The sequence below is a fragment of the Achromobacter sp. GD03932 genome, from assembly GCF_029839485.1.
GTDB classification, from domain to species: Bacteria; Pseudomonadota; Gammaproteobacteria; order Burkholderiales; family Burkholderiaceae_B; genus Achromobacter; species Achromobacter bronchisepticus_A.
The window spans coordinates 22,249-38,715 of the sequence record NZ_JAOCAT010000004.1 but is presented as its reverse complement, the minus strand read 5'-3'; the positions used below and the strand labels follow the sequence as shown (position 1 = coordinate 38,715).

The following is a 16,467-nucleotide window of genomic DNA, read 5'->3' as shown; positions in this document are numbered from 1 at the left end:
AAGCTTCCATGCCCGATTACTCCTCGACAACGCGTTTCTTGGATACCTGCTGCTTGGGCGCCCGTGGCTTTTTGGCACGCGGCGCGGCGTCCAAGCTATCCAGCAGCGGCTCGAGCATTTTCGTTTTGCCCGAGCCAGGGGGACCGTTAAGCACCCTGTCCTTTGTTTGGTACTTTCCCGTGATCTTGAGGACTGCGAGCGCCAGTTGCCGCGCCATGGCATCCGCCTCAGAGACTGGTGGCGGAAGATCCTCCACCAGCTTTTGCAGGCGTGGGCCGTCGGGAATGGGGGGCTGGAGATCCTCGTCCGAGCGAATAATTGCGGCCCGATACCCGTTAACCGTATCGGCACCGCCCGCAGCCTTCACGCGATCCAGGAGGATGCCGTACTCCTCCTTCGTGAGCAGCTTCAACATGGCGCGGTTGACGTCGGTCACCATGCGTTCTTCCCACGGGCGTTCCGCCCAGGGGGTGAAACTGTGTTCAAGCCGGATGTTTATCTCCGAATTGAGGCTGCGACCTCCCTTTGCGGCGGCGGCCTCCAGCCTGTCCCGAAGGTCGGCGGGCAGGCGTAGAGGATAGGATTTTTGGTTATGGCGATCATTCATAGTGCAAATTGTGGATGTCAATCCGATTCACCGCAACAAATCCACTTGACATCCACATTCAGGGATATCAAAATAAATCCACATCAACTTTGTCAGGAGATTCGAAATGCCCACGAATACCACTCCGGTGGCCTCTCAGATCCGGTTGCCCGCGGATTTGATGGATTGGCTCAAGGCTCGGGCGCAAGCGAACTTTCGCACGATGAACAGCGAAATGGTCGCCATTTTGACGCAGATGCGTTCGGCGGATATCTCGGAGGCGGCACGTCAATGACCCCCGAAAAGACGAACGCCCCGGAAGTTGCAGCTTCCGAGGCGTCGATTTTGCGGTGACCACTATTGCCATAGGTGAAACCACGTATGAAAAATACCACACAGCCCCTCTCGGGGCAAGGTTGTACCGTCTTGACGCACCCCAGGTTTGACCGCCCAAAGGTAGAGAATCCGAAGCTCCCCGGCCCGAAACGTGGCTGCCTGAGCTTCACAAAGGGGCGGCACAAGCGGATGGACAAGCAGATCGCGGCCAAGCGTCAGTCCGAAGGCGTGGCGCCCCGGAGTGTGAACGACCGTGTTGCGAGCCTGGCGGAATATATCCAGATCGTGTTCAAGGTGGACGTTTCGACCGCTTATCGCATGGCCGGCATCGCTGGCGGGGAATTCATGCGCCAGCAGGCTGGGGGTGCAGCATGAGCAAGCTCATCGTTTCCGACTACCACGGCGCTGCCGTAAGCTTCACGGACGAGGGCTGGTTCAACGCGACTGACGCGGCCGCTCGGTTTCGCAAGAACCCCGCCGAATGGCTGCGGCTCCCGTCGACCCGAGCGTACCTGGCGGGGCTGGAGCGCAAATACGGGAAAATCCCATATTTGAAAACCAAACGCGGCCGGGCCGATGGCGGTACCTGGATGCATCCCAAACTGGGTGTCCGCTTCGCCCAATGGCTGGACGTGGATTTCGCCATCTGGTGCGACGAGCAAATCGACCGGCTGCTGCGTGGGGACCAGGCGGATTGGCGCCGTATGCGTCATGAGGCTGCGGCGTCCTACAAGGTGATGGCCGATGCGTTGCAACTGGTCCGCACCGAGGCGGGGAAAGAGTCCGCGCCGTACCACTTCATGAACGAAGCAAAGCTCGTGAACTGGGCGCTGGCCGGCCACTTCCGTGGGCTGGATCGTGATGCACTGTCCAAGCCCGAGTTGGATCTGCTGGCGAAACTGGAAATCCGCAACACCGTCCTGATCGCCACGGGCGTCGAATATCAGGAGCGCAAACGCAAGCTGATCGCCTATGCGGAAGCCTGGAAAATCGCCCATCCGGGCACCCTCAAGCTGGAGGCTGTGTAAATGGATATCCTCAAATTGAAGATCGTCGGCACGTCGCCCCTGATGATGCACAGCGATCGGCTGGCCAACCCGCTGTTGGCGGAAACCAAGGCGCACAAGGCTCTGACCGGAAAGCGCAAGAAGACTGACGACGATCATCTTGCCATCGCCAAATCGGAATTCATCAGCGGTGCCTATTTCGACTCCAGAGAGGGATTTTTCATTCCTGGGCAGAACTTCGACGCGACCTTCTTGGCTGGTGCCAAACTGCAGAAGCTCGGGACGCATTGGAAGCGAGGGGCGATCGTAATGACGGACAAGGCCAAGCTTCTGTTCGATGGCCCAAGATCCCCGGCTTCGTTGTGGGAAGACCCGCGATTTGTGGACTGCCGCGGGGTTCGAGTGGGGACTGCTAAGGTGATGCGCTACCGGCCGATTTTCCTGGAGTGGGCGACCGAGTTGGAACTGGCTTTCAACCCCGACGTCCTGAATCCGGAGGAGGCCAGAAAGGCTATTCAGGATGCCGGCGCATTGATTGGCGTCTGCGAGTACCGTCCGCGCTTCGGGCGCTTCGCAGTGCAATTCGGGTGAGGCAATTATGGAAGAAGTGACTTTATTCCCGCAATGGCGTCAGGCAGTGCAAGATTTCTTCGACGCTGGTTTCAACCCAGGGCACGTAATTACCCATGCATGGCTGGAGCGTGCGTTCGGAATGGAGCCGGTTGAGCCGGAAGCCCAGATTAGCGCGGCCGCCTTTCAAGAGCGGCAGTTCGAATGGTTGCGCAACGTGGAGGCGTTCAAGTCCGAATTGTTGGAACGTCACCAGGTGTTGCTGGTCAGCGTCCACGGGGCAGGCTATCGCTGGGTTCCGGCCAACGAGCAGACGGAGGTCGCCCAAGATAGATTCGAAAAGGACGCCGCGCGGACGTACCGGAAAGCTGCCATGGCGCTGAAGCACGTCCGCTTAGGTGAATTGACTGACTCCGAGCGGCAGACGAACACGGATGCCATCGCGCGCTTGGCTATGTTGCGCGGGATGCATAAATCTCTTGAATGAGTAGAAGGTTCTATGGCAGGGCACGGCATGTATCGCTGCGGTTTGGCATGCTCTGGTCGGGTCCGGTTTGTTATGGGCTGACAACAGCGGGTAGGTCTTTGGCGACAGAGACCTGTCCGATGCGGTGAGCATCATTAGGTCAGGTTTGATCTGGTCGGTTTCGGCACGGTTGGCTGAGGCGAGGTGTGGTGCGACAAGGGCTGAAAACAGCGTCTAGCGTCTTCAATGAGGGCGCTGGGCGATGCGTTCAGCATCATAGGGTCGGACTCGGTAAGACGTGGTCCGGTGAGGTTTGATGGAGCATGTTTTGATCAGGTTTGACATGGATTGGCCCGGCAGGTTTTGGTTTGCTGTGGTCCGGTATGGATAGTACGGCCCCTCTTCGGAGGGGTTTTTTTATGCCTGCTCTAAAGGGAGACCAGGGTGACGATTGAAGCCCCCCGCCTAAGCCAGGACGCGAAAGCGATCTTGGCGGCGCTGCACGAAATGCAGGCAGACGCGCGCCGAGAGAACGATGCGAAGTTCGAGGCGATGCAGAAGGAGATGCTGGCGATTTCCGCTGCTGTGAAGACGGGGTTTCCGGGCGGCGATTTCGATGGCCATCGCCGCTACCACGAACTCGTCATCGAGCGCGAGGAGCAGCGCAAGCAGTTCTGGCAGGGCCTGCTCCTGCACATCGCGAAAACCAGCACGTGGGCCATGTTGGCCGGCGTGTTCATTTATCTGGTGCCGCTGATCGGCGCCAACCTGAAGGAGTGGCTGCGCAGATGAACTTCGATACCGCATTCGATCGCCTCCTGGGACACGAAGGGTGGTATGTGGACCATCCTGACGACCCGGGGGGCCAGACAAACTGGGGCGTCACGATCGCAGTGGCGCGTGCCAACGGCTACGCCGGGCCGATGCGCAGCATGCCGCGCGAGACCGCCAAGGCGATCTACCGGGCGCAGTACTGGGACAAAGTGAAGGCGGACAGCATGCCGTTCCCGGTCGCGTTCCAAGTGTTCGACGCCGCGGTGAACCACGGCACGGCCCAAGCGGCCAAGTTCCTGCAGCGCGCGGTAGGCGTGGCTGATGACGGCATCATCGGCCCGAAGACGTTGGCGGCGGTCGCTGCGCGCGGCGCGGCTTCCATCCTGCTGGTTTTCAACGCCGAACGCGAGCAGTTCTACACCGACCTGAAGACGTGGCCCAGCTTCGGCAAGGGCTGGTCGCGGCGCGTCGTCGCCAATCTGCGGTACGCCGCTGGGGATCTGTGATGGCATTCGACTGGAAGGGCGCGCTGGGCAACCTGGCGCCGATGCTTGCCACCGCCTTGGGTGGCCCGCTCGCCGGCGGCGCTGTCGCCGCGATCACCCGGGCGCTGGGCCTCGGCGAGGATGCCACGGACGCAGAAATCGCCACGCGGCTGGCCACCGCAAGCCCGGACGCGCTGCTGCAGCTTAAGAAGGCCGAGCAGGACTTCGCCGCACGCATGGCTGAGCTGGGTTTCAAGAGCGAGGCCGATCTGGAGCGAATCGCGGCAGACGACCGGGCGAGCGCGCGCCAGCGTGAGGTCGAGCGACAGGACTGGACGCCGCGCATTCTGGCCTACCTCGTCACGGCCGGCTTCTTCAGCATGCTGGCCTTCCTGTTCTTCGCCCCGGCGCCGGATGGCAGCAAAGAGCCTATCTTCATCCTGCTCGGGTCGCTCGGCACCGCCTGGACGCAGATCATCGCCTATTACTTCGGCAGCACGGCCGGCGGTCAGAAAAAGTCCGAGCTGCTGGCCAAGACCAAGCCCTAGGCCGGGTCCGCCCGCTTGGCCTGCCAAAACCAGTGGCTGAACTTGCCGCGCTTGGCCTTCTGCTTGCGGAAGGTGAGGCGCACGGTGCCCGCGTGGCCGGCGTCGATCTCCACGAAGTGATCGCGGTCCTCTGCGGTGACGGCCGGCGGCAGCGTCTTAATGGCCTCGGCGATGTACTGGCCGCCGACGTGTTCCAGGATTCCGTTGTCGTTCATGCTCCCTCCGGTCAGGACGCGGCGCGCAGCGGCGTGACGTTCCAGTCCTTGCCGCTGGCGCAGCTCTCCAGGTATGCAGCCCACAGTTCCAGCGCGGCCCGCCGCTCGGGGATGTCGTCCCGCACGTCGTAGATCGCCTCCATACCCTTGAGCTTGTGATTCAGCGCCAACTCCGATATTTCGTTGCTGACGCCCAGGTTGCGCATGTGGCCCTTGGCCGTGCTGCGGGTGTCGTGCGGGGTGAACCGGCGGATGTCCAGATCGCCACGGTCGAAGGCGCGGCGGATCGCCGCCCATAGGGTGGTTTCGCCGACGTGCGTGTCGCCTCCCTGGTTGCGCCGGCGGCGCTCGTGCCGGGCGGGCAGCACCCATTCCGACGTGCCGGCCAGCGCCTGCAACTGGCGAAACCAGCCGGCCACGGTCGGTGTCAGCGGCACGGTGAAGCCGCGGCGGACCTTGACGTGTTCTTCTGGCACCCACCAGGTGCCGCGTGCAAGGTCGACATACTCCCATCGGGCCTTGGCCAGTTCAACCGATCGGACGCAGGTTGCCAGCAGGATACGCAGCGCCAGTGCGTTCTCGGTGCCGATATCCTCGATGTTGGCGAGCAGGCCGCGCAGCTCGGCCTCGGTCAACATCACGCGGCGCTTGATCGGTGGACGTGGCCCCATGAGCGAAACCAGATCCACGCCGGCGGCCGGGTTCGTGTCGATCAGGCGCAGGCCGCAGGCGTGGGCGAATAGCTGTTTGGCCGTGGTCAGGATGCGCTTGCTGATCGTCCATGTGCGCTTGGCTGACGTGAGCATGTGCACGACGTCAGACGGCTGCACTTGGTCCACCGGTATGGCGCCCAGCTTGGGAAGGATTGCCTTGTCCAGATCCCAGTTGCGGTAGGTGATAGTGTCAGCGGCAAGCCCAGACAGCTTCTTGGCCCGGAAATCGTCGACCAGCGTCCGAACGGTAGATATCTTGCTCGCCTTGGCCTTGGTCCGCTGCTTCTCCAGCGCCGGGTCGGCGCCGCGATCTATCGCCGCGCGCATCACCCTGGCCTGCTTACGCGCCTCGGCCAGGGTGACGTCGGGATAGTTGCCCAAGGTAACCTCCTTCTGGGGGCCGCCCTGGCGATAGCGCAACACCCATGTCGCGGTGCCGGCGGCCGACAGCGTGAAGGTCAGCCCGTCGCCGTCGCTGCGCGCCAGCTTGTTGCCCGCGCTCACCCAGCGCCGTAGCTGGATGTCGTCCAGCTGATTCGTTGCCCGTTTTGCCACCTTCACCCCCATGAAATGAGTAGCTAGGCGCCCTGGCTACTCATCTGGCTACTCATTGAACTGTCGCCTGCAAAGTATTACATGCAACGCCGGGAAACAAAACAGCCCGCGTTTATGCGGGCTGGCAGGGGGATGGGTGCATGCTGGGGAACAGCGAGCCACCCGGATCGGGCTTGCAGGTGGCTAATTTCATGATTTTCGTAGACCGTTCATTCATGCGGCTTGCGGCGGCGTCGCCCGCCACGATCCCGGTTCCAGTTGATCTTCTGGCCATGCATCCGGGGCGTGGTCGGCGGTCGCCGGGGACAGACGCAGATGATACCGTGGCTGCGCCGCCCGGGCCGGCGGCCTGTCCGCGCTGAAGCTGACTCTCAGGCTTTCAGGGCGCCATGCAGTAGCTAGCTTGAGGCCCTATAAAAAGAGCCGGGTTGGGCGAACAAAGGGGGCGCGGCGTTAGATATTCGATCTTCCATTAATAATAATTTTTCTCAATAGATTGAGTTATTTCAAGTCACCATAGATCTGTGCGCGGAGGCACTTCGATGTCCATGGGTTCGCAGGGAGCGGGGCTTGGAGACGTTTTCATTGCACATCGGGCGCAGCTGCGTCGCATCGCGCAAAGAATCGTCGGCACGCCGGAGATCGCGGATGAAGTGACGCAAGACGCCTACCTGAAGCTCATTGAAGGGGCATGCGCGCGCGACGTCAGCGAACCTTTTGGTTACTGCTGCCAGGTGGTCCGTAATCTGGCGTTGGACCATTGCCGCCGTCAGGCCGTCGAATCCACGTATCGCATTTATACGGACGATGGGGAGTTGCCGCAGGTCGCTGGCGGCTGCGTGCCGGAGCGTCGCTTCCAGGAGCGGCAGGTGATCGATGCCATCGACCAGATCCTCGGCACCTTGCCGCCCAGGACGCGGCGCGCCTTCGAACTCTATAGGCTCGGCGGTTTGACGCAACGTGAGGTGGCGCGGCAAATGGGCTGCTCGGCCACGCTTGTGAACTTTATGCTCCGGGATGCCACTGAGGCCGTCGCCAGCTGCCGCGATTTGTTGGAGGTCTGAGTCCGCAGGTATCGGGCTGCGCAGTTGCGCCTTGGGCTTGGTTGGCGCAAGCATGCGGTTCGGACGGTATGCCGCCGCCCAAAGAAGTTATCGTGGATAGCCTTTTCCTATACCATAGCGCCGACTAGCCATTCAGGCCCGACGGTAGCCAATGGGCGATGACATCGATTCGAAGCAAGACCCGGTCTGGGATGCTGCCTGGTCCTGGGTGCTGCGCCAGCACGAGCACGATAGCTTCGACGCAAACGCTGAAGCCGAGTTGGTGCAATGGCTTGCCGTCGATGCGGCCCATCGTCAGGCCTACGACAAGGCCGGCCGCCTGTGGTTGATGGTGGGCTTGGTTCCTCCTGCGAACGATATCGATATCCCCGGCGCCGAGGAGCGCGGCGGCAAGGCCTAGTTTTCAGGCTTGTTCTCGCCACGTTTGCAGCCATCGACGCCATGCCGCTGTGAGCGGTTTGCATCTCCTTCCCCCTGCACGCTCGATCAGCGCCGCATCCGCAAGGATGCGCTTGCACATGTTCGTGCGCTGCGTGACCGGCGGCTGGCGCGCTGTCGACGGCGTCAAGGGAGGCAAGAAAACCGTTCTCGATTATGTCGAGAAGACTTGGACCGACATGCGGCCGCTGTCGCTGCGCAGGTGAATGGACGAACAATCTGCGGCGATGCAAGGCCGGCCATAGCATGGCAAGCCACGACGACCGCTATTTCCATCTGGCTGACCGCCTGATACGGATGGAGAACGGTCAGATCACGGCGATCGAAACGTCGGTTGCAGGGGATCTGGCGAAGTTGGCGCCCGCCGAGCTGGCTGCCGTGCAATGAGAGGCTGTCGTTCCTCGGCGTCGCCCAGATAGTTTATGTGTGAATTTTTATTTCCACCCTGAGTGGATGGCGCAGCCTGGGATGGCTCGCTCCAGGCCGCGGGCGGGGAAGTACACAAAATGTTCTATTTTTTGCGGTTTTCTAATGCCTGAGAATTGACGCGGCGTCTACGCTCCCTACAGTTTCCTGAACGGAGAGGAGTATGAAGCCCCTTGATTTGGATCAGGTTCCTCCTGGCGCGGCCGGAGTTCCCGGCATCCCCATCGTCGGCTGGCTGCTGGACGGGCCGCAGCCCGAGTTCACCGATATCGTCAGCGTTGCCCGCCAATGGATGGCGGACGGGCAGCGCGTGTCCGAAGTGGTGCGGGCCCAGGACTGCCGGGGAGCGCCCGCGACGGGGCCTGGGCTCATCCTGATGCGCGCCTGCGGCCTCGCGGGAAAGCGCTCGGGCGCGGAGAGAAAACAATGAAAACCGGAGTGATCAGGCTCAACGGGCATCAGCTCGAATATGAACTCAGGCCGCTGGCGGCGCAGCAAGGCTACGAAGCCTGGGTACGCACAGCGCCAGGCCGCGAATGGACGCGGATAGGCGTGGGCGATTCCGCCTTCGTGAGCGAGGATGCCGCGCTCAAGGGCATCAAGTACGCCGCAGTGGAAATCAGCGCGCGACGGCTGCAGGCCTAGGGTTTGCCGGCCCATGGCGCGTCAGGTCGTCGCGTCTTGCATCAGCCTTTTACCAGCCCGCCGTCGACGATCAGGTTCTGTCCCGTCACCGCGCGCGACCAGGGGCTGGCGAAGAACAGCACGGCGTCGGCGAATTGCTCGGGCGTGGTGACTTCGCGCAGCGGCGTGCCTGCGGCAATCATGTCGAAGACCGCGTCCGGCGTGGCCGCCGAGGCGTCGGTGGTGCGCAGCAAGCCGCCCGAAACCATATTGACGGTAATGCCATCGGCCCCCAATTCATGCGACAAGGTGCGGGTGAAAGCCAGCAGCGCGGCCTTGGCCGCGGTGTAGTCGTGGTACGGCACCACCGGGTTCTGGACCAGGTTGGTGCCGACGTTGATGATGCGTCCGCCGCCAGCTGTCCGCATGCCGGGCAGGGCTGCCTGCGTGGTGTTGAGCGCGGCGCGCACGCTGCCTTCCAGCTGCGCGTTCATCTGTGTCCAGTCCAGTGCGTCGGCATGCGGACGGGCGTCGCCGTTGAACTGGAAGGCCGGCAGGGCGTTGTTGACGACCGTGGCAACGGGCTGGCCGAAATGCTTGGCGGCCTGCGCGAACATGGCGGCGACGGCGGCCGGGTCGCGCACGTCGGCCTGCAGCGCGATGGCGCGGTCTGGCGCGCTGGCGGCCAGCGCCTGCGCGCGTTCGGCGCTGTTCAGATAGTTGACGACGACCTTGGCGCCTTCGCGCAGGAAGGCGCGGGCGATGGCGGCGCCCAGGCCGCGGCTGGCGCCGGTGACGACGACGAGTTGCTGGTTCAGGTCCAGGGAGGGGCGTTGCTGCGATGACATGTCGTTAAGGCTTCCTGCTCAGTGTTCCGAGCCGCTGTTCAGCATGCGGCTGCGGGCTTTTTCAATATGGGCGCGCATGACGTTGCGTGCGCCTTCGGCGTCCTGTTCCTGGATCAGCCGGTAAATGTGGCGGTGTTCCTCGATGGCGGCGCGGGTGCGCTTCCAGGGTTCGCTGTGGACCAGGTGGCGCATGACGTTCACGGCGTGGCTGACGTCGTACTCCAGGGACTTCAGCACCTGCACGAAGCGCTGGTTGCTGGTGGCCGCGGCGATGGCGCGGTGGAATCCGTAATCGTGATGGTGGGCGATGGCGCCGGAAGCGTCGGCTTCTTCGTAGCCGGTCAGCATGCGGTCCATTTCGCGCAGGTCTTCGTCGGTGCGGCGCAAGGCGGCCAGGTAGGCGCATTCGGGCTCGATCACCATGCGCAGTTCCAGGCCTTCCAGGATGTGGCCAACGCGGCGCGCCGGGTCCACCGCGGGCATGCCGCCCATCAGGTCGGGCTTTGCGCGCACGTAGGTGCCCGAGCCGCGGATGGAGTCCACCAGCTGGTCTTCGCGCAGCCGATCCAGCGCCTGCCTGACCACTGGCCGCGATACCTCGAACAGCGCGGCCAGCTCCAGTTCCGTCGGCAGCTTGTTGCCGGGCGCGATCTTGCCGGTGGCAATGGCATAGAACAGGCTTTCGTAGACGCGCTCCGCAAAGCGCTCGGCGCGCACGTAGCCCAGGCCCGAGGCCACTTCCGCCAGCACGTCCAATTCCGGCCGGGGGCGGTCCACGGCTTGCAGCAGCGATTCCAGCTGTGGATCCCGCACATTGCTCATCGTCATTCCTACATGCATTGCCGGGCTTGTCAGTCACCATGACAAATCCGGGGTGGCGTTAAGCCGCTGAATTATTAGGGATTACCCGAGGTGATCAGGAAATATCCTGACTCTTGGGACAAAAGCTGTCAATTCAATTGACAAGTTGCGGGCCGCTCCCGTACCTTGACCCGAAACCAAAACGCGATCCGCGCGCGACGCCATATCCCCGCAACCGGCCGTCCGGCCGCTACTTTACTCCGCACATCGTGACTCAGAAGAACTTTATCGCCAACCAATGGGTGGCAGCCGCCACCGGTGAAACCATTCCCGTCCTGAACCCGTCCGATGGCAAGCCCTTCGAGGCGATCGCGCGCTCGGGCGCCGCGGACGTGGATCGCGCGGTGACCGCGGCGCGCGAGGCTTTCGAAGGGGAGTGGGGCCAGATGGCGCCCGCCGCGCGCAGCCGCCTGCTGATGCGCATCGCCTTCGCGCTGCTGGACCGCCAGGAAGAACTGGCACAGCTGGAATCGGCCGACACCGGCAAGCCCATCAAGCAGGCGCGCGCCGATGCCGCCGCCGTGGCGCGCTACTTCGAGTTCTATGCCGGCGCGGTCGACAAGCTGCATGGCGAGACCATTCCCTACACCCCGGGCTTCACCGTGCTGACGGTGCGCGAAGCGCACGGCGTCACCGGCCACATCGTGCCCTGGAACTACCCGCTGCAGATCTTCGGCCGCAGCGTGGGCGCGGCTCTGGCCGCCGGCAACGCCTGCGTGGTCAAGCCGGCGGAAGACGCCTGCCTGTCGCTCCTGAAGCTGGCGGAGATCGCCGCCGAAGTCGGCCTGCCGGCCGGCGCGCTGAACATCTGCACGGGTTATGGCCATGAAGCCGGCGCGGCGCTGTCCGCCCACCCGGGCATCGACCATATCTCGTTCACCGGTTCGCCGCAGACGGGCAAGATGGTGGCGCATGCCGCCGCCGAGAACCATGTGCCGGTCACGCTGGAACTGGGCGGCAAGTCGCCCCAGATCGTGTTCGACGACGCCGACCTGGACGCCGCCATGCCGGTGCTGCTGGCGGCCATCATCCAGAACGCGGGCCAGACCTGCTCGGCCGGCAGCCGCGTGCTGATCCAGCGCGGCGTGTACGAAACGGTGCTCAAGCGCCTGTCCGACGCGTTTTCGGCCACCGTCACCGGTCCGGCCGCGGCCGACCTGGACGTGGGTCCGCTGATCAACGCGCGCCAGCAGGACCGCGTGCGCGGCTTCCTGGCTGAAGCCGAGGCCGAAGGCATGAAGGTCGCCGCCCGCGGCAAGTTGAAGGAAGGCACGCCCGAGGCCGGTTTCTACCAGCCGCCCGTGCTGTTCCGCGACGTGCCGCCCAACAGCCGCCTGGCGCAGGAAGAAGTCTTCGGTCCGGTGCTGGCCGCCATGGTGTTCGACACCGAGGAAGAGGCGCTGGAAATCGCCAATGGCACGCTGTACGGCCTGGTGGCCGGCGTCTGGACCCGCGACGGCGGCCGCCAGCTGCGCCTGGCGCGCAAGCTGCGCGCCGGTCAGGTGTTCATCAACAATTACGGCGCCGGCGGCGGCGTGGAGCTGCCCTTCGGCGGTTCGCGCCAATCGGGCTACGGCCGCGAGAAGGGCTTTGAAGCGCTGTACGGCTTCACCACCCTGAAGACGATCGCCATCCGCCACTGATCCTGGCTTGCGGGCAGTCCGGCCCCTGGCAAAATATCGGTTAACGTTGATGTTTTGCTTCAGGGGCCCGGCCCCGCATTCAGGATCCGTATGTTCACCGGTATTGTTCAAGGCACCGCGAAGATCGCCAAGATCGCGGATCGCGAAGGCCTGCGCACTTTCACGCTGGATTTCCCCCCTGGTTTTTGCGTGGACCTGGCCATCGGCGCCAGCGTGTCCACCGATGGCGTCTGCCTGACCGTCACGGAAATCCTGTCCGAGAACCAGGCGACTTTCGACGTCATGCTGCAAAGCCTGGCCATCACCACCCTGGGCAGCTACCAGGAGGGCGACCGCGCCAACGTCGAGCGGGCCGCCAAGGATGGCGCCGAGATCGGCGGCCATCCCTTGTCCGGGCACGTGGACTTCACCTCTGAAGTGGTGGTGGTGAAGTCATCCGACACCAACCGTCTGATGCGCTTCAGCATCCCCGAGGCTTTCCGCAAGTATGTCTTCGCCAAGGGCTATATCGCCATCAACGGCGCCAGCCTGACCGTATCGGAAGTCAATCGCGCCGAGGGCTGGTTCGAGGTCTGGCTGATTCCGGAAACCCGCCGCATGACGGTGTTCGAGGACAAGCAGGTGGGCGATTTCGTCAACATCGAAATCGAACGCAGCACCCAGGTGGTGGTCGATACCGTGCGCGAAACCGTGCAGGAAAGCCTGGGCAGGCTGCAGCCGCTGCTGGAAGCCATCCTGAAGGAAAAGGGCCTGACGCTGGAAGACTTCGTCAGTCCGCAGGGCAAGCTGAAGTAGTGAGCGGGGGCGGGGCAGGCCGCGCCTGGCCCCTCAGCCGGAAAGCCGGGCCGAAGTCAGATCGGTCAGCACGCCATTTTCCAGGACGGCCATCGTCAACCTGTCGACCGTGCCGCGGATTTCGAGTCCGTTGCGGTTGAGTTCGTCGCACAGCGATTTCATCAGTGCGCGATTGGTGGACGACCCCATGGTGATGTGCGGCACATAAGGAATGTCCAGGCGCAAGGTCGGCGCCAGCACCTGGCGGTACAGGGCGTCATGCAGGCGCGACAGCTGGCTGTGGCCTTCATCGGGAACCAGGTACGCATAAGCGTGCGCGGAGTCGGCGCCCAGCATGGCGTAGCGGCATACGAAGTCTATCGGGCCGAGCAGGCCGGCGACTTCTTCGAGGTGCTGCTGGTAGGCCTGTTCGTCGATGCCCGCGCAGCCAAATGCCATGGTGAAGTGCGCTTGCACCAGCGGATGCTGGCCGTCATGCTGGCGCCGGCACTCCTCGATGAACGCGGAGTCCGGCGCGCTGAGGCGCGGATAGGCGAGCGTGTGGAGCTTTTTCATGCCTCCAGTCTGCCACTGCGTCGCGCGAAAGCAAACCCCGCCGGCTGGCGGCGGGGTGGGGGGGCTCAGTCAGAGAACGGCTTGCCTTGCGGACGCACGCGGATGCCGGGCTGCAGCCGGGTCCAGGGCAGGTCGGCCGGGTCGGCCTGCATCGGGCCGGGCGCCTTGGCCACCAGCACTTCGTGGGCGATGGGCTGGAAGTCCGCACGGAAGTGCACGGAACTCTTCACCACCAGTATCGCCATCTCCTCGGGCTGCACGCCGCCGACGCGGAACAGGTTGCGGTCCAGCATCTGCGACTTGGTGGCGCTGACCACCACCCGCACGCCGCCGATCCGCAGGCCGGCCACGGCTTCCAGGTCGACGTCCATGCCGTTCATCATCGGTCCGTCAAAGCGCAGCTTGCCGGGCGACAGGGTTTCGACCACGAATTCGCCTTCGAAAGCCGAATCGCCTGCCACGCCGGATTGGCCGCCCAGGCTCAGCCGGACCTTGCCGCCGACGCCGGCCGCCGTGGCCTGGCGCACCGCCTCGGGGTCGTAGAACAGCCCCAGCGCCGCATTCTGGGCGTCGGCCTGAACCAGCGCACGCAGCATGCCGGTGGTGTTGGCGTCGCCGCCCGCGCCCGGATTGTCCTGCGTGTCGGCGATGACCACCGGGCGCGACGCGCCCGCCGCCAGGGCCTGCGCACGGCGCACGGCCTCGGACGGTTCGAGGAAGTCGGGCGACCATTGCGGCTCCAGTTCCAGCACGCGCTGGTACAGGGTTTCGGTCACGCTTTCGACGGCTGCCGCATCGGTGCCGTAGGCCCAGACCACCGGGCCGCACTCGGGGAAGTCGGCCGCCGGAAAACCCGGCGCGAACGAGATGGAGGTCACGCCGGGCGTCCGCTCCAGGCGTTCCAGCAGCTCGTACACGCCTTGCGAGGGCTGCAGCATCGTGCACATGCCGTTGATGGGAATCAGGAAGGGCAGGCGGCGCTCGCTGCGGTGCCAGTTGCCGCCGGCCGCGATGCGGGCCAGCAGCAGGCGCGCCGCGTGCACGCCGGTATCCGCCATGTCCACGTGCGGGTAGGTGCGGAACGCGGCCAGGCCGTCGGCTTCATGCAGCATCTGCGCGGTCACGTTGGCGTGCAGGTCCAGGCTGGCGACTACCGGCACCGTCGGGCCGACGATCTGGCGCATGCGCGCCAGCAGTTCGCCTTCGCCGTCATCGAGGTGCTCGGCCACCATGGCGCCGTGCAGGTCCAGATAGACGGCGTCATAGGCGCCCTTGCGGGCGGCGTCCAGGATTTCGCCGGCGATCCGTTCGTAGGCGTCGCGCGTCACGTGCGCGGACGGGCTGGCGCCGGCCCAGATCACGGTTTCCATGGTGTGGCCCTGCGCGGTCATCGCGTTGATGAAGCCGCCGGCGGGGATGTTGACCTCGCGCAGCGCCAGCATGTCCTTGCCGCGCACCATGGCGGGGAAGCCTTCGCCGCGCACGAAGTTGTCGTAGGCGGCGAGCGACGGCGCGAAGGTGTTGGTTTCGTGCTGGAAGCCAGCAACCAGAATATGCATGATCGTTTCCTGTGAGTTGGACTTCAGGCGCGGGCGGGCGCGGAACGGGGCGGACGGTTCACCAGCAGGAGCAGGGCGCCTGCCACCAGCAAGGCGGAAATCACGTACAGGCCGCCAGCCAGCGTGCCGGTGGCTTCCTTGGACCAGCCGATGATGGACGGGCTGAGGAAGCCGCCGAGCAGGCCGATGCTGTTGATGAGGGCGATGCCGCCGGCTGCTGCCTCTCCTTTGAGGTACTGCGAAGGAATCGCCCAGAATACCGTGTACGAGGCCCACATGAAGCCCGTGGCGAGCGTGATGGCCGTCAGGGATAGCGCGAATTGCGTCGGCGCGGCGGTGGCGATGCAGAGCGACACGCCGGCCAGCAGGGCGGGCACCAGGGTGTGCCAGCGCCGTTCCTGCATGCGGTCCGAGCTGCGCGCGAACCACAGCATGAAGGCGGCCGCCGCGATGTACGGAACGGCGGAATACAGGCCGATTTCCATAGTGTCCTGCACGCCGGCCAGCTTGAGCAGCGTGGGCAGCCAGAAGCTGACGGCATAGATGCCGCAAATCAGGCAGAAGTACGTCAACGCCATGCGGTAGATGGCGGGATCGCGCAGCACCTGCTTGAAGGCATGCTTCTGCTGCGCGCCGCGGGTTTCCAGGTCGGCGGCCAGCAGCGCCTTTTCGTCGGCGCTGAGCCATTTGGCCTCGGCGGGTTTGTCGTCCAGGTAGCGGTAGGCGATCACGCCCAGCAGCACGCAGGGCAGGCCTTCCAGCAGGAACATCCATTGCCAGCCGTCCAGGCCGTGCGCGCCCGAGAACGCGGTCATGATCCAGGCGGATACCGGACCGCCGACGATGCCGCCGATGGGGCCGGCCAGCATCACCACCGCCATGACGCCGGCCATGCGCGACTGCGAATACCAGTAGGTCAGGTAGAAGATCATGCCGGGCGCGAAGCCGGCTTCGAACACGCCCAGCATGAAGCGCAGGATGTAGAAGCTCCATTCGCCCTGCACGAACAGCATCGAGGCGGAGGTCAGGCCCCACAGCACCATGATGCGGCTGATCGTGCGGCGCGCGCCGATGCGGGTCAGCAACAGGTTGCTGGGCACTTCGAAGATGACGTAGCCCAGGAAGAAGATGCCGGCGCCCAGGCCGTAGACGGCGTCGGAGATGCCGATGTCCTGTTGCATCTGCAGCTTGGCGAAGCCGATGTTGATGCGGTCCAGGTAGGCAAAGACGTAACAGAGCAGCAAGAAGGGCAGCAGGCGCCACGTGATCTTGCGATAGAGCGGGGCCAGGCGCGGGTCCGCGCCCGGCGTGGTCGGATGGGGCATTGCATGTCTCCTCGCGCGGGTCTGGCGCCCGCGGTGGCTGGGGTTGGGCCGGAATCCTCATGGCTTCCGGGCCG

Annotated in this window: 23 protein-coding genes and 1 pseudogene; 16 read left to right on the top strand and 8 right to left on the bottom strand. The window is 64.2% G+C overall.

The genetic code is table 11. The features are described 5' to 3' along the window. Positions 1-16: 16 nt before the first annotated feature. A complete protein-coding gene (locus N5C88_RS04855) occupies positions 17-607 on the bottom strand; it encodes an Arc family DNA-binding protein (protein WP_280014811.1) in 591 nt (196 codons plus the stop codon). Positions 608-713: 106 nt separating this feature from the next. On the opposite strand from N5C88_RS04855, the gene N5C88_RS04850 reads away from it, so the two are divergent. The 8 genes from N5C88_RS04850 (at position 714) to N5C88_RS04815 (ending at position 4,772) form a co-directional block, all read left to right on the top strand. Continuing rightward, positions 714-881: an Arc family DNA-binding protein gene (locus N5C88_RS04850; RefSeq protein ID WP_280014809.1), complete on the top strand. Its 168-nt coding sequence runs from the start codon at positions 714-716 to the stop codon at positions 879-881. A 230-nt stretch (positions 882-1,111) separates the two neighbouring features. Next, complete coding sequence (locus N5C88_RS04845) at positions 1,112-1,297, top strand: hypothetical protein (protein WP_280014808.1); 186 nt, start codon at positions 1,112-1,114, stop codon at positions 1,295-1,297. Then, positions 1,294-1,950 carry a KilA-N domain-containing protein gene (locus N5C88_RS04840; protein WP_280014806.1) on the top strand — a complete coding sequence of 219 codons (657 nt, stop codon included), beginning with the start codon at positions 1,294-1,296 and terminating at the stop codon, positions 1,948-1,950. Before N5C88_RS04845 ends, N5C88_RS04840 begins: the two co-directional genes overlap by 4 nt. Next, complete coding sequence (locus N5C88_RS04835; RefSeq protein ID WP_280014804.1) at positions 1,951-2,520, top strand: hypothetical protein; 570 nt, start codon at positions 1,951-1,953, stop codon at positions 2,518-2,520. Positions 2,521-2,527: 7 nt separating this feature from the next. Next, entirely contained in the window at positions 2,528-2,986 is a 459-nt protein-coding gene (locus N5C88_RS04830) for a hypothetical protein (RefSeq protein WP_280014802.1), read from the top strand. A 423-nt stretch (positions 2,987-3,409) separates the two neighbouring features. Then, on the top strand, positions 3,410-3,757 hold the full coding sequence (locus N5C88_RS04825; RefSeq protein WP_280014801.1) for a hypothetical protein: 348 nt from the start codon (positions 3,410-3,412) through the stop codon (positions 3,755-3,757). Further along, positions 3,754-4,245 carry a glycosyl hydrolase 108 family protein gene (locus tag N5C88_RS04820; protein ID WP_280014799.1) on the top strand — a complete coding sequence of 164 codons (492 nt, stop codon included), beginning with the start codon at positions 3,754-3,756 and terminating at the stop codon, positions 4,243-4,245. The genes N5C88_RS04825 and N5C88_RS04820 overlap by 4 nt, the downstream gene beginning before the upstream one ends. Next, a complete protein-coding gene (locus tag N5C88_RS04815; RefSeq protein WP_280014797.1) occupies positions 4,245-4,772 on the top strand; it encodes a hypothetical protein in 528 nt (175 codons plus the stop codon). Before N5C88_RS04820 ends, N5C88_RS04815 begins: the two co-directional genes overlap by 1 nt. Here the strand turns inward: N5C88_RS04815 and N5C88_RS04810 are convergent. Together N5C88_RS04810 and N5C88_RS04805 are read right to left on the bottom strand one after the other, a co-directional pair. Continuing rightward, entirely contained in the window at positions 4,769-4,987 is a 219-nt protein-coding gene (locus tag N5C88_RS04810) for a hypothetical protein (protein WP_280014795.1), read from the bottom strand. The genes N5C88_RS04815 and N5C88_RS04810 overlap by 4 nt on opposite strands. A gap of 11 nt (positions 4,988-4,998) precedes the next feature. Next, entirely contained in the window at positions 4,999-6,267 is a 1,269-nt protein-coding gene (locus N5C88_RS04805) for a site-specific integrase (RefSeq protein WP_280014794.1), read from the bottom strand. Between the two features lie 530 nt (positions 6,268-6,797). Between N5C88_RS04805 and N5C88_RS04800 the strand changes: the two genes are divergently transcribed. From N5C88_RS04800 to N5C88_RS04775, 6 genes and pseudogenes are all read left to right on the top strand, one after another. After that, complete coding sequence (locus tag N5C88_RS04800) at positions 6,798-7,319, top strand: sigma-70 family RNA polymerase sigma factor (RefSeq protein WP_118933020.1); 522 nt, start codon at positions 6,798-6,800, stop codon at positions 7,317-7,319. A 151-nt stretch (positions 7,320-7,470) separates the two neighbouring features. Continuing rightward, the gene (locus tag N5C88_RS04795) at positions 7,471-7,719 is read left to right on the top strand and encodes a DUF4880 domain-containing protein (protein ID WP_251880633.1); all 249 of its coding nucleotides are present in this window, start codon (positions 7,471-7,473) and stop codon (positions 7,717-7,719) included. Between the two features lie 127 nt (positions 7,720-7,846). Further along, positions 7,847-7,963: pseudogene (locus N5C88_RS04790) on the top strand (antibiotic synthesis protein MbtH); the annotation flags it as partial. Positions 7,964-8,003: 40 nt separating this feature from the next. Next, complete coding sequence (locus tag N5C88_RS04785) at positions 8,004-8,144, top strand: hypothetical protein (protein WP_280014791.1); 141 nt, start codon at positions 8,004-8,006, stop codon at positions 8,142-8,144. Positions 8,145-8,346: 202 nt separating this feature from the next. Further along, a complete protein-coding gene (locus tag N5C88_RS04780; RefSeq protein WP_059374273.1) occupies positions 8,347-8,613 on the top strand; it encodes a hypothetical protein in 267 nt (88 codons plus the stop codon). Then, positions 8,610-8,828 (top strand): hypothetical protein, encoded by a 219-nt coding sequence (locus tag N5C88_RS04775; RefSeq protein ID WP_059374274.1) that lies wholly within the window; start codon positions 8,610-8,612, stop codon positions 8,826-8,828. The genes N5C88_RS04780 and N5C88_RS04775 overlap by 4 nt, the downstream gene beginning before the upstream one ends. A 41-nt stretch (positions 8,829-8,869) precedes the next feature. Here N5C88_RS04775 and N5C88_RS04770 read toward each other — a convergent pair whose 3' ends face one another. Both N5C88_RS04770 and N5C88_RS04765 read right to left on the bottom strand, forming a co-directional pair. Then, entirely contained in the window at positions 8,870-9,655 is a 786-nt protein-coding gene (locus N5C88_RS04770; RefSeq protein WP_280014789.1) for a 3-oxoacyl-ACP reductase, read from the bottom strand. Between the two features lie 18 nt (positions 9,656-9,673). Beyond that, positions 9,674-10,477, bottom strand: coding sequence for a FadR/GntR family transcriptional regulator (locus N5C88_RS04765; protein WP_054456557.1), 804 nt, complete (start codon positions 10,475-10,477; stop codon positions 9,674-9,676). Between the two features lie 245 nt (positions 10,478-10,722). Between N5C88_RS04765 and N5C88_RS04760 the strand changes: the two genes are divergently transcribed. Next, positions 10,723-12,159 (top strand): aldehyde dehydrogenase family protein, encoded by a 1,437-nt coding sequence (locus tag N5C88_RS04760; RefSeq protein ID WP_187523986.1) that lies wholly within the window; start codon positions 10,723-10,725, stop codon positions 12,157-12,159. Positions 12,160-12,249: 90 nt separating this feature from the next. Then, positions 12,250-12,954, top strand: coding sequence for a riboflavin synthase subunit alpha (locus tag N5C88_RS04755; protein WP_280014787.1), 705 nt, complete (start codon positions 12,250-12,252; stop codon positions 12,952-12,954). A gap of 33 nt (positions 12,955-12,987) precedes the next feature. Here N5C88_RS04755 and N5C88_RS04750 read toward each other — a convergent pair whose 3' ends face one another. From N5C88_RS04750 to N5C88_RS04740, 3 genes are all read right to left on the bottom strand, one after another. Next, complete coding sequence (locus tag N5C88_RS04750; protein ID WP_280014786.1) at positions 12,988-13,509, bottom strand: 2'-5' RNA ligase family protein; 522 nt, start codon at positions 13,507-13,509, stop codon at positions 12,988-12,990. A gap of 65 nt (positions 13,510-13,574) precedes the next feature. Then, positions 13,575-15,068 (bottom strand): M81 family metallopeptidase, encoded by a 1,494-nt coding sequence (locus N5C88_RS04745; protein ID WP_280014784.1) that lies wholly within the window; start codon positions 15,066-15,068, stop codon positions 13,575-13,577. Between the two features lie 23 nt (positions 15,069-15,091). Then, complete coding sequence (locus tag N5C88_RS04740; RefSeq protein WP_118933024.1) at positions 15,092-16,393, bottom strand: MFS transporter; 1,302 nt, start codon at positions 16,391-16,393, stop codon at positions 15,092-15,094. Positions 16,394-16,467: the final 74 nt, after the last annotated feature.